Annotated in this window: 12 protein-coding genes; 5 read left to right on the forward strand and 7 right to left on the reverse strand. The window is 63.4% G+C overall.

The window, feature by feature from the left end:
• Nucleotides 1-11 precede the first annotated feature (11 nt).
• A complete protein-coding gene (locus LDL32_RS04215) occupies nt 12-1,283 on the reverse strand; it encodes an adenosylmethionine--8-amino-7-oxononanoate transaminase (RefSeq protein ID WP_233064716.1) in 1,272 nt (423 codons plus the stop codon).
• Nucleotides 1,284-1,346: 63 nt separating this feature from the next.
• Between LDL32_RS04215 and LDL32_RS04220 the strand changes: the two genes are divergently transcribed.
• Genes LDL32_RS04220 through bioD form a run of 3 tightly spaced genes read left to right on the forward strand, consistent with a single transcriptional unit; the run spans nt 1,347 to nt 4,609 of the window.
• Nucleotides 1,347-2,537, forward strand: coding sequence for an 8-amino-7-oxononanoate synthase (locus LDL32_RS04220; protein WP_233064717.1), 1,191 nt, complete (start codon nt 1,347-1,349; stop codon nt 2,535-2,537).
• Nucleotides 2,538-3,197, forward strand: a complete 660-nt coding sequence (locus LDL32_RS04225) for an alpha/beta fold hydrolase (RefSeq protein WP_233064719.1) — start codon at nt 2,538-2,540, stop codon at nt 3,195-3,197.
• Entirely contained in the window at nt 3,194-4,609 is a 1,416-nt protein-coding gene (bioD, locus tag LDL32_RS04230) for a dethiobiotin synthase (RefSeq protein WP_233064720.1), read from the forward strand. Before LDL32_RS04225 ends, bioD begins: the two co-directional genes overlap by 4 nt.
• Here the strand turns inward: bioD and lexA are convergent.
• Both lexA and glp read right to left on the reverse strand, forming a co-directional pair.
• Nucleotides 4,593-5,261 (reverse strand): transcriptional repressor LexA, encoded by a 669-nt coding sequence (lexA, locus tag LDL32_RS04235; RefSeq protein ID WP_233064721.1) that lies wholly within the window; start codon nt 5,259-5,261, stop codon nt 4,593-4,595. The two genes, bioD and lexA, sit on opposite strands and share 17 nt — an antisense overlap.
• 124 nt (nt 5,262-5,385) lie before the next feature.
• Nucleotides 5,386-6,594, reverse strand: a complete 1,209-nt coding sequence (glp, locus tag LDL32_RS04240; RefSeq protein ID WP_233064722.1) for a gephyrin-like molybdotransferase Glp — start codon at nt 6,592-6,594, stop codon at nt 5,386-5,388.
• 158 nt (nt 6,595-6,752) lie between these two features.
• Here glp and rpmG point away from each other — a divergent pair, with 158 nt between their 5' ends.
• Nucleotides 6,753-6,920 carry a 50S ribosomal protein L33 gene (gene rpmG / locus LDL32_RS04245; protein WP_007400522.1) on the forward strand — a complete coding sequence of 56 codons (168 nt, stop codon included), beginning with the start codon at nt 6,753-6,755 and terminating at the stop codon, nt 6,918-6,920.
• An 82-nt stretch (nt 6,921-7,002) separates the two neighbouring features.
• On the opposite strand, the gene LDL32_RS04250 is transcribed toward rpmG, so the two are convergent.
• Nucleotides 7,003-7,332 (reverse strand): septum formation initiator family protein, encoded by a 330-nt coding sequence (locus tag LDL32_RS04250; protein ID WP_233064723.1) that lies wholly within the window; start codon nt 7,330-7,332, stop codon nt 7,003-7,005.
• Nucleotides 7,333-7,389: 57 nt separating this feature from the next.
• Nucleotides 7,390-8,670 carry a phosphopyruvate hydratase gene (gene eno, locus LDL32_RS04255; RefSeq protein WP_233064724.1) on the reverse strand — a complete coding sequence of 427 codons (1,281 nt, stop codon included), beginning with the start codon at nt 8,668-8,670 and terminating at the stop codon, nt 7,390-7,392.
• A gap of 138 nt (nt 8,671-8,808) precedes the next feature.
• On the opposite strand from eno, the gene LDL32_RS04260 reads away from it, so the two are divergent.
• Nucleotides 8,809-9,294 carry a DUF3429 domain-containing protein gene (locus LDL32_RS04260; protein ID WP_233064725.1) on the forward strand — a complete coding sequence of 162 codons (486 nt, stop codon included), beginning with the start codon at nt 8,809-8,811 and terminating at the stop codon, nt 9,292-9,294.
• A gap of 189 nt (nt 9,295-9,483) precedes the next feature.
• Here LDL32_RS04260 and LDL32_RS04265 read toward each other — a convergent pair whose 3' ends face one another.
• Entirely contained in the window at nt 9,484-11,805 is a 2,322-nt protein-coding gene (locus LDL32_RS04265; protein ID WP_233064727.1) for a molybdopterin cofactor-binding domain-containing protein, read from the reverse strand.
• The gene (locus tag LDL32_RS04270) at nt 11,798-12,271 is read right to left on the reverse strand and encodes a (2Fe-2S)-binding protein (RefSeq protein WP_233064728.1); all 474 of its coding nucleotides are present in this window, start codon (nt 12,269-12,271) and stop codon (nt 11,798-11,800) included. The genes LDL32_RS04265 and LDL32_RS04270 overlap by 8 nt, the downstream gene beginning before the upstream one ends.
• Nucleotides 12,272-12,282 lie beyond the last annotated feature (11 nt).

Below are 12,282 nucleotides of genomic sequence, written 5' to 3' on the forward strand. Positions count from 1 at the left end.
CCATCGATCCGTCAAACCTGCACCGGACTGGACAGGACCGTATGGATGGCCGTGGTCAGCTTACGCAGTTCGGCTGACGTAATGGTAAAGGCCGGTGTCAGATAGACGATGCTGCGGAATGGCCGGACCCATACCCCTTGCCCGACCAGCGCGGTCTTGAGTGCGTTCATATCCGGTATACGGTCCAGTTCCACCACGCCGATCGCGCCCATCACTCGTACATCCACCACGTGCGGCAGGGAGCGGCAGGCTTCCAGTCCGGCGCGCATCCGGGCACCGATGCGCGCCACCTGTTCCAGCCGGGGTTCGCGCTCGAACAGGTCGAGGGAGGCATTGGCGCAGGCACAGGCCATGGCATTGGCCATGAAGGTCGGGCCATGCATGAGCGCATGCAGCGGATTGTCGGACAGGAATGCCTCGAACACATGCCGGCGTGCGACCGTGGCCGCCAGTGCCATGGTCCCACCGGTCAGCGCCTTGGACAGGGTCATGATATCCGGCACGACACCAGCCTGTTCACAGGCGAACATCGTGCCGGTGCGGCCAAAGCCGGTAAATATCTCATCAAATATCAGCAGCACGCCATGCCGGTCAGCCAGTCGGCGCAGGGTGCGCAGGACATCGGGCGCATGGAACAGCATGCCCCCGGCTCCCTGTACCAGCGGCTCGACAATAATCGCGGCGATACGGTCCGCCGATTGTGCCAGCAGGGTATCGAGTGCCTGCGTGCGCGCGTCATCCGTTGGCAGGTCGGTTATGAAATGCTCGGGCAGGGCGCCATTGTACAGGCTGTGCATGCCTTCTTCAGGGTCGCACACGGCCATCGTGGCCATGGTATCCCCATGATAGCCGCCACGGAAGGCCAGCAGGCGCGTACGCCCTGCCTGGCCACGGTTGAGCCAGTACTGGATTGCCATTTTCATCGCCACCTCAACGGCGACGGAACCGGAATCGGTAAAGAACACCCGCTCCAGATCACCGGGCAGCATGTCCGCCAGCCGTGTGGCCAGTGTCAGCGCCGGCCTGTTGACCAGGCCGCCGAACATGACATGCGGCATGCATTCCAGCTGCTGCTGCACGGCATGACGGATATGGGGATGGTTATAGCCATGGCAGGCAGTCCACCATGAGGCAATGCCATCAGTCAGTTCCGACCCGTCGGCCAGCGTTATGGTGCATCCCTGCGTGGCCGTGGCGGCCAGCGGGGGCAGGGCAGTCTGCATCTGGGCATAGGGCAGCCAGACATGGCCCATGCCGCGTTCCAGCCATTCAGGTCCATGCATGCGCTGTCTCCATATGATATTGCATTGGCGGGATTGACCGGAGCAGCATGCTCCGGCAGGAGAATGCGCTTCATGGCCCGTTTTGATCCAATTTTCCAGACCGCGCTTGATCATATGGCGCAGCAGCACACCCGCCGCGTGCTGCACCCCATGCGCCATGTGGGGGCGGCTAACGTCGTGCGGAATGGACGGACGCTGATCAACTTCTCCTCCAACGATTATCTCGGCCTGGCCCATCATCCGGCCCTTGCCGCGCGCGCGGCCGCCTGGCTGGCGGAAGATGGTACGGGAGCAGGGGCCTCCCGTCTCGTGACCGGCACCAGCACGCGGCATATGGCGGTCGAAGCCCGGCTTGCCGCCTTCAAGGGGACGCAGGCGGCGCTGCTTCTGGCCAGCGGTTGGCAGGCCAATGCATCGGTGCTGGCAGCGCTGCTGCGGCTGGCGGCCGGGCAGGGCGCACCACCGCTGGTTTTTGCCGACCGGCTGAACCATGCCAGCCTGCACCAGGGCTGCATGGCGGCAGGCGTGCGGCAGCTCCGCTTCCGCCATAACGATCTGGACCATCTGGAAAGCCTGCTCGGGCACCATGCGCAGACACCCGGCATGCGGGTGATCGTGACGGAGAGTGTATTCAGCATGGATGGCGACCAGACCGACATCGCGCGGCTGGCTGCCATTGCCCGGCAGTACGGCGCCTTTACCTATGTGGATGAAGCCCATGCCACCGGCGTGCTTGGCCCGCAGGGGCGGGGGCTGTGCGCCGGGCATGATATCGATCTGGTCATGGGCACGTTCAGCAAGGCGCTGGGCGGGTTCGGGGCGTTTGTCACGGGCACGCGGGCGCTATGTGACTGGCTGGTCAATGCCTGTTCAGGCTTCGTGTTCACCACCGCACCCCCGCCCGCCGTGCTGGGTGCGATGGATGCGGCACTTGAACTCCTTCCCACGCTGGATGCCGAACGCGCACGACTGGTCCGCAATGCGGATCACATACGCGGCGTGATACGTGACTGCGGTCTCTCGCCCGCACCGTCCATGACACAGATCATACCGATCATGCTGGGCGAGGCCCCGCGCGCGCTGGCATTCGCGGCTCACCTTGAGGAGCGGGGCATTCTTGCCACTGCCATAAGGCCGCCCACCGTGCCGCCGGGTAGCAGCCGTATCCGGCTGGCGCTCGGCGCAGCCCATACGGATGGCATGATCGACCAGCTTGCCACCGCCATTCCCGCCGCCCTGCGCGAAAGCACCTGAATGGCACCGGTCCTTCCCGTCGTCTTCGTCCATGGCTGGGCGTTCGACCCGACATTCTGGAACACGACACGCGCCCTTCTTGCTCCGGCAGACACGCAATGCCTGGATTTCGGCTTCTTTGCACCAAAACCTGCCCTCACGCTGCCCACGCGCCCCTATATCGGGGTCGGGCATTCCCTGGGCGCATTATGGCTACTGCGTCATCATGGGGCGTCATGCCGGGGGCTGGTCCTGATCAACGGCTTCAGCCGGTTCAGCGCGGGAGCGGACTTTACCGATGGAATACCCCGAAGGGTGATCGCACGCATGCATACCGGCCTGAACCGTGCGCCTGAAGGACTGCTGCGCAGCTTCCGTCAGCGCGCGGGCATCGACACGCCCCTGCCGCCCCATATCGAACGTGACAGGTTGGACCGCGGCCTGCAGGACCTGATGGACATGGATTGCAGGCCGGACCTGCGGGATGTCACATGCCCCGTTCATGTCATGGCCGGAACGCGCGACGCCATTGCGCCGGCGAGCCTGACGCGGGCCTGTTTCCCGCCCCCGATACTGAATTCCATCCAGTGGCTGGACGGGGGTCATCTGCTTCCCCTGACCCATGCCGCACAATGTGCCCACGCCATTACAGCCATGACCCGACGGATATCCACGCCATGACCCGCAATGCCCGCATTGCCGCATGTTTTGACGCAGCCCATGATTATGAACAGGCTGCCCGCGTCCAACGCATGGCGGCACAGGAACTGGCCCGCCGCATCGGTTACCACCATGGAATGGATGCGCCGTCACGCATTCTCGAGATCGGTTGTGGCACCGGCCTGCTGACCCGTGAACTGCGGCGGCTTTTCCCCAAAGCCCATATTACCGCAACCGATATCGCCCCCCGCATGCTGGAACGCCTGGCACGGCGGATGCCTAACGATGACCGCCTGACCCTGCGCCAGATGGATGGTGAGGCCCCGGATGCGACTGGCCCCTTTGACCTGATATGCTCCAGCCTGGCCATGCAGTGGTTCCATCACCGCTCACAGGCACTGCATGGCCTGGCGGCATTACTGGCGCCGGGGGGGCGGATGGCTTTCGCCACGCTGGCGGATGGCAGCTTCGCGCAGTGGCGGGCGGCATATGACCGGACGGGCGTAACCTGTCCGATGCCGGATTATCCCACGCAGGACGCGTTGCAGCGGGAATGGCCCGTTTCCGGCGCGGGACTGTGGCAAATCACGGAAATTGTCGATACACCGTCAACACCGCTGGCCTTCGCCCGTGAACTCAGGGCCATAGGTGCCACCCATACGGAACACGCGCCCGCCACGCCGGGACAGATGCGTCGCGTGCTGGCGGCCGCACGGGCCCGTCCCTTTGCCATGTCCTATCAGGTGGCATATGGCCAGTTTCACCGCGCACTCTGGCCCGGCGTGTTTGTAACCGGCACGGATACGGATGTGGGCAAGACCGTAGCGTCCGCAGCCCTGGTCCATGCATGGAAAGCCGCTTACTGGAAGCCACTGCAGAGCGGCACGGACGATGCACCATCGGACAGCACGGGCGTGCGCGGGTTGACGGGACTGGATGCGACGCGGCTCTACCCGCCAGCCGCAAGCTTCGGCGCATCCCTCTCACCCGAGGACGCGGCGCGCCATGCCCATACCCGCATCGACCCCGCCGCCATTACCCTGCCGCCCCATGACGGCACACGCGGGCCGCTGGTCGTGGAAGGGGCAGGGGGCGTGTTCGTGCCCATTGCCGAAAACTACCTCATGATCGATCTCATGGCCCGACTTGCCCTGCCCGTGGTGCTGGTCGCGCGCAGCACGCTTGGTACGATCAATCATACGCTGCTCAGCCTGGCTGCCCTGCGTGCCCGTGGCCTGCGGGTAGCGGGGGTCATCCTGAATGGTCCGGCCGAACCCAATGGCCGCAGCGCCATCGAACGGCACGGGCAGGTGCGGATACTGGCCGAGTTCCCGCTCCTGTCCCCGATGGGGCCGCAGGCGGTAGCACAACTGGCGCGCCGCCTGCCGTCCTGGGCGCAAATTACGGGCGAAGCCGTCAGTAACGGCGGATAAGCCCCGCAAGCGTGCCCTGTACGCTGACGCGCGATAAGGGCAGGACACGGGTTTCGTAATGGGTGTTGGCGGGAATGAGTGCGATCCCGTCCTTTTCATGCCGGATGCGCTTGAGCGTGACTTCCTCGCCATCGATCAGGGCCACGACAATCTGGCCATCCGTAGCCTGCATGCCCTCACGGATGATCACCATGTCCCCATCCAGGATGCCGGCATCCTGCATCGAATCGCCCATGACCTCCAGCGCGTAGTGACCGGCCTTGCCCAACATGTCCGCCGGGACGGAAATGCGGGTGGTCGTGGTGTTGATCGCCTCGATCGGGTTGCCTGCCGCCACGCGCCCGACGAAGGGCACTTCCACCACCGCAGCGTGGAAAATCTCGGGGGGCATGGCCGGTGGGGGCACGGGCGCCTGCACGGGGGGGGGAGGCACCTCGATATCCGGCAGGCGCAGGATCTCCAGCGCGCGCGCACGATGGTGCCGGCGATGCAGGAACCCACGTTCCTCCAGCGCCGAGATCAGCCGGTGAATACCGGACTTCGAGCGCAGACCGAGCGCGTCCTTCATTTCATCGAAGGAAGGGGAAAACCCCGTCCGGCGCAGATGGCCGTCTATGAACAGCAAAAGCTCATGCTGTTTTTTCGTGAGCATGCGATGTATCCTTTTGCCGTGGGCAAGACTACCGGGGCGGGGATGCAACGGAACAAATCAAAAACCCGCATCCATGTTCTATATTGGTTCCATATCCGCAGTCAACCGGCTTTCACACACGCGCTCAGCCTGGAACATGGTCGATGCGGATGATGTCGCACATTTCCCCGCATCTGGCGGCAGGGGCGTGGGGCGCGCGCAGCACCAGCGCCTGGCTTTGAGCCAGCACATGCAGCATGGCCGAGTCCTGGACGGGAAAGGGCGTGGCCACAAGTCGGCCCGCCGCGTCATGTGCAAGGCGTGCGCGCAGATGGTCCATACGCTGGTCATTGGTCGGCACATCGGCGCCCAGGACGGCCCGTACGGGGGGCTGGATCGCCTGCGCGATGCCCGCCATCCGCCGCAGGGCGGGCAGCACGAACACGATGGAACAGACAAAGGCCGCCACCGGGTTGCCCGGCAGGCCGATGAACGGCAGGCGACCCAGATGACCGTACATGAGCGGCTTGCCCGGCCGCATGGCAATCTTCCAGAAATCGGTTTTCATGCCGACCTGCTCCAGCCCGCGCCGCACCAGGTCATGGCTGCCCACACTCGCACCGCCTGCCGTGACCAGCATGTCCACGCCATCAACCATGCGTTCAAGTGTTGCAAGATCCGCCATGTCGTCACGCAGCGCGGGCAGCATGACCGGTTCGGCCCCGGCGGCGCGCAGCAGGGCCGCCAGCATCGGCGTATTGGAATTGGCAATCTGTCCCGGCCCGACCGGGCTGCCGGGCAGCAGCAGTTCATCCCCCGTGGCGGCAATGGCCACGCGCGGGCGGCGGGCCACTTCCAGCCATGCATGGTTGGCCGCTGCCGCCACACCGACATCCTGCGCCGAAAGCCTGCAACCCGCCGGGATGATGACCTGCCCCGTCGCGAAATCCTGTCCCAGCCTCCGTACATAGGTGCCGGGGGCAAGAGTGTGGGTGGTGCTGATGGTGGCGCCATCCGCGCTGGCATTTTCCTGTATCAGCACGGCATCCGTACCTGCGGGCATGACGCTGCCGGTAAAGATGCGTACGCATTCCCCCGCGCCCACCTGGCCTGCGAAGGGATGACCCGCCGGGGCGTGACCAATGCAGGCAAGGCGTACGCCCCGCGCGTGCAGGTCCGCCGCACGCACCGCGTACCCATCCATGGAGGAAACATCCGCCGGGGGATTGGACAGGCGCGCGCGTACGGGCGCGGCGCTGACACGGCCACAGGCGTCGGTCAGGGCGACGACTTCGGTGGGGAGGGGGAAAACGCCTTCAAGAACCCGTTTTTGCGCTTCGGCGACACTCAACATCGTACCCGGCACTCCTTTTTTACCCGTTATGGACGAATTTAAGCAGAAATATCGGTCAGGGTGCTTGACCTCAGCCTTGTGTATGCGCATTTTCCGCCAACTTGAACCACTGCTGCACCTGAGTGTTCCAGCAGCGGCGGAGCAGTGCTGAGGATATCATGGCCAAGAGCAACACCATTCAGATCAAACTCGTCTCCACGGCGGACACCGGCTACTTCTACGTGACCAAGAAGAATGCCCGCGCCCAGACCGGCAAGATGGAACTGCGGAAATACGACCCCGTCGCACGCAAGCACGTGGCCTTCCGCGAAGCGAAGATCAAATAACTTTCCGCCCCGGCGGATACAAAAAAACCCCGGCGGAAACGACCGGGGTTTTTTTGTGCCTCCACCCAGGCGGGTACGGTCTTCAGTACAGATGGTCATGGTCGCCATAGGGCACGACAATCTCATCCTGACGCGCAAGGTTCTGCATGGAACGGGCACGCTCATCCAGCAGGTCGGTATCCAGCGCCCCTTCCTTCAACCCGCGCACCCGGCGCAGCCAGACTTCCTGTTCGGCTGTCGCGTCGTGCTGTGCGGCGCGGGCTTCATCAAGCAGGTGCAACTGGGTGGCATAGCTGTGCAGCCCATGTTCCCCGCGCATGACATTCCAGCCAAAATAGGCGGTGAGCCCGATGAACAGGGCAGGGGGAATGGTGACGTGCAATACACGCCGCATGATCTTGCCCAGTTGCATTCCACTTTCTCCCTGCCTTGATGTGCCGGACGGGCTTACCCCGTCCGGCGCGGTCTGTCACCCGTTCTTCAGGATCGTACGCCCGGCATAACGGGCAGCAGTAGCCAGTTCGTTCTCGATACGGATCAGCTGGTTGTATTTCGCCGTCCGGTCCGAGCGCGAAAGCGACCCGGTCTTGATCTGCCCGCAATTGGTCGCAACCGCCAGGTCGGCAATCGTGCTGTCCTCCGTCTCGCCCGAACGGTGGCTCATCACCGCCGTATAGCCTGCGTGCTGCGCCATCTGCACGGCTTCCAGCGTCTCGCTCAGCGTGCCGATCTGGTTGACCTTGACCAGCAGCGAGTTGGCCACGCCATCCTTGATGCCCCGGCGCAGGCGGTCAGGATTGGTCACGAACAGGTCATCGCCCACAAGCTGCAGCTTGTGGCCCAGATTGGCAGTCAGTTCGGCCCAGCCTTCCCAGTCATCTTCCGCCAAGCCATCCTCGATCGAAATGATGGGATAGCGGGCGGACAGATCGGCCAGATAGGCGATCATGCCAGCAGCATCCAGGCTCCTGTCCTCGCCCTTCAGCTCATACCGGCCATCCTTGTAGAACTCGGTCGCGGCGCAATCGAGTGCGAAGGTCACGTCGTCGCCCGGCCGGTAGCCTGCTGCCTCGATCGCGCGCATCATGAAGCCCAGCGCCTCGTCAGCGGATTTGAGTGCGGGGGCAAACCCGCCCTCATCGCCAACATTGGTGTTGTAACCGGCACCCGACAGGCTTTTCTTGAGCTGGGCGAAGATTTCGGAGCCCATGCGGATCGCGTCGGTTACGGTTGGCGCGCCAACCGGCTGGATCATGAATTCCTGTATGTCGATGGGGTTATCCGCATGCTGGCCGCCGTTGATGATGTTCATCATCGGTACGGGCAGGGTGCGGGCATACACGCCGCCCACATAGCGGTACAGCGGCACCTGCAGTTCCTGCGCCGAAGCCTTAGCCACGGCGAGTGATACGCCAAGAATTGCATTTGCACCCAGGCGGGACTTGTTGGGCGTGCCATCAAGGTCGATCATCGCCTCATCAATGGCGACCTGATCGCTCGATTCCACGCCCTGCAGGGCTTCAAGGATTTCATGCTCGACATGGCCCGCGGCCTTGAGCACGCCCTTGCCGCCAAAGCGCCCGGGGTCACCATCGCGCAGTTCCACCGCTTCATGCGCGCCGGTGGATGCACCCGATGGCACGGCGGCACGGCCCTTGGCGCCGGATGCCAGTTCCACGTCCACCTCGATGGTGGGATTGCCGCGACTGTCGAGGATTTCGCGGGCGATGATATCGATAATGGCGCTCATGGTATCTGTTTCCTCAGATTTGACATTATGGGGATACGGCATACGACCGCACGCATATCCTGCCTCACGATAACAGATGCCACGCATCATGCCAGAGCGGGCTATACACATCATGACCAGATTCAGGAGAGTCCCGCCATGAAACGCCTGCCCCTGCTTGCCGTCGTCACCGCCATCGCCAGCCTGCTGCCGCTGCTTGGCTGTACCTGCGCAATCCTGTTCCTGACGCCGGACCATACACCGCGCCTGCTTACGGCGGCGGTAGGCTATGGCGCTGTCATGCTGTCCTTTCTTGGTGCGGTGCACTGGGGGCTGGCGCTGGAGCAGCCTGACATCATCCCGGCAGGCGGCACGCAGCGCCTGACCAACATGCGGCTGGCGCTGGGGGGAATGCCCGCAATCATCGGCTGGGTCGGGCTGTGTGCTGCAACCGTACGGGAACTGGCCGGGCTGCTCATCGTGATTGCGGGCTTCATAGCTGTAGGCATCGGTCAGCGCATGGCGTGGCAACGTGGCGCCATGCCGCGCGGGTACCTGACAGTGCAGTGGTTTGTCATCTGCCTGGCGGAACTGTGCTTCCTGACCATACTTGCGGCATGCATGGGCATGCGCCCGGCACAGTAGGAAATCGGGCAAAATGCACTGTTGAAAAACAAATAAAATTTTCTGGTGAAGCTTTTCTAAAAAAGGGCGGCATCCGAAAACCGTCGTTTCCGTATCAGTCTGTCTTTATGGGCGGACCGACTTTGCTGCATAATAAAAAACCCCGGCACATCAGATGTGCCGGGGTTTTTGCATTCAGGCCACCTGTGCTCAGGTGTTCTGCAGGGCGCGCAGTACATCCGCCGGGCGCACCGGCATATGGCGCAGGCGCACACCCACGGCGTTGAAGATGGCATTGCCAATGGCTGGCCCCACCACCGTCGTGCCCGGCTCACCCAGACCCATCGGTTTTTCCGTGCTGGGCAGGAATTCGATATCCATGTCCGGCGTATCGGCAATACGCAGCGGGGTGTAGGTGTTCAGGTTGCGGTCAACCGGCATACCGTTGACAATTTCCGTATTCTCGAACAGCACCATGCTCAGGCCCCACAGCGCGGCGCCCTCGGTCTGGGCCTTCGCACCATCGGGGTCAACCACGGTGCCCGCATCCACCACGATGGTCAGCTTCTGGCAGGTCACGACACCGGTGCTGCGGTCAACATGCACCTGCGCCACGCAACCGATCCATGTCGGCATGCCGCGTTCCTGTCCCGCCGTGGTGGCGAGACCCATCGCGGTATCCTTGGGCAGACTGGTCTTGCCCCAGTTCACCTTTTCCATAAGCCGGCGCACGACAGCAGCCTGACGCAGCGCGCCACCCACAGAATCCGGTGCCTGACCCTTGTTGCGACCCTGCGCGGTCAGCAGGTCAAGACGGAACTGGGCAGGGTCTTTCTTCTGGCGGTGCGCGACCTCATCAAGGAAGCACTCGACCCCCCAGCTGGTCCAGCCGGGGCTGACCGAACGCAGCCAGCCGGGGCGGAAGGTCTTTTCCGCCAGGTCGTTACGCAGCGCACGGACACGGAAGGCACCCACTTCGTACCAGTGGTCGCCACCGGCGATGGCAAACTGGTCATACGGCTTGCCATCAACGCCCTTTTCCATGAACGCTTCGGCCATCACACCCGTGGGCCAGCCCGCAGCGGCCTGGTAATCCATGGCCGTGATCTTGTCGCTGCCATCAAACGCCATGCGGACACGCTGGACCGAAGGCGAACGGAAGGAATCGAACTGCATGTCATCCGAGCGGGTCAGGATCAGCTTGACCGGCTTGCCCCCCAGCGCCTTTGACGCAAGGGCGGCGGGAATCATGTAGTCACCGTTCAGGCGACGGCCAAACCCGCCACCCAGCAGGTAGCTGCGCAGGATCACCTTGCTTTCGGGCACCTGCAGCGACTTGGCCAGCGTGGGCAGGATCAGGCTCTGCCACTGGTTGCCTGCATGGATCTCGTAGACCCCGTCCTTCTCGAAGGCCAGCGCATTGGTCGGCTCAAGCTGGTAGTGCAGCACGGACGCACAGGTATATTCCTGATCCATGACCGTATGCGCGCCAGAGAAGGCCTGGTCCACGCCGTCATCATTGAAGATGTAGACACCACCATCCTTGTTGTTGATCAGCTGGCGGCCACGGTCCTGGATATCACGTTCGGACGTGTGGATCGTCTCGCCCGGCGTCCATTCCACTTTCAGCGCATCCGTGGCGCGGATGGCGGCGCTGTAGCTTTCGGCCAGCACCACGACCCAGCCCTGCACGACTTCCGACGGGTCATCGATCAGCAGGTAGCGGACATAGCCCTTGATCTTCTTCGCATCGGTATCATCGACCGAGCGGACCTTGGAGCCATAGCGCGTGGGCGGCATCTTGGGGCGGGCATAGACCATGCCCTCGACCTTGGCGTCGATACCATAGATGGCGGTGCCGTTGGTCTTGGAAGGAATGTCCAGTGCCTTGAGCTCGGCATTGCCGATCAGCCTGCGCTCGCTTGCGGGCTTGAGCGGCAGCTTGGCCATTTCCTCGGGCGTGAAGGAGTGGGACGGATGCCCCTTGGCCACGATATCGCCAAAGCTGATCTGCTTGCTGCCAGCGCTGACAATGCCGTTGGCGACCGTGCACTTGTCCGGCGTGGTGCCAAGCAGACGGGCGGCTTCCTCCACCAGCGCGGTGCGGGTTGCCGCACCGGCCTGGCGGAAGACATCCCATGTCATCCATACCGACCAGCTGCCACCGGTCACCATCAGGCCCCATTTGGGGTCGGTATCCACATAGTTGATGCGGACCTTGCTCCAGTCGGCTTCCATCTCGTCCGCGATGATGCGGGCGAGGGCGGTGCCGATGTGCTGGCCCATTTCCGCGCGGATAATATTGACCGTGATGATCCCGTCGGGTGCGATGGCGCACCAGATGGTCGGCTCGAACGCGCCATCACCCGGACCTGCGTTATCGAGGGGGAAAATCTGGTTGGCTGAAGCCTGACGCGCGAAGCCGAACATGACACCGGCGCCAAGCGATGTGACAAGGAAGCCACGGCGTGAAAGGGAAGGCTGTTCACGGCGGCCGTCCCTGCCCAGGCGGAAGCGGTCTAATCTACCCATTTGATGCATCTCCGCGTGCGGTGGCCGCGGCCTTCTTGATGGCCTCACGAATGCGAACATAGGTCATGCACCGGCACAGGCTGCCAGCCATGACGGCATCGATTTCCTCATCCGTGGGAGAGGGGTAATCCTTGAGCAGGCTGACCGCCTGCATGATCTGCCCGGACTGGCAGTAGCCGCACTGCGGGACCTGAATGTCACGCCAGGCCTGCTGGACCGGGTGGTTGCCCTCGGGGTCGATGCCTTCGATCGTGGTGATGTCAGCCCCTTCGGCGGCGCTGACGGGGGTGACGCAGGACCGGGTGGCCCGGCCACCGATATGGACGGTGCACGCACCGCACATGCCGATACCGCAACCGAATTTCGTTCCGGTCAGGCCAACTTCGTCACGGATCACCCACAGCAGGGGTGTATCATCCGGCACGTCAACGGTTACGTCCCGTCCATTGAGGCGAAAGGTCGTCATGTTCTAGCTCC

Origin of the sequence: Komagataeibacter sp. FNDCF1 (assembly GCF_021295335.1) — a bacterium.
Taxonomy (GTDB): domain Bacteria; phylum Pseudomonadota; class Alphaproteobacteria; order Acetobacterales; family Acetobacteraceae; genus Komagataeibacter.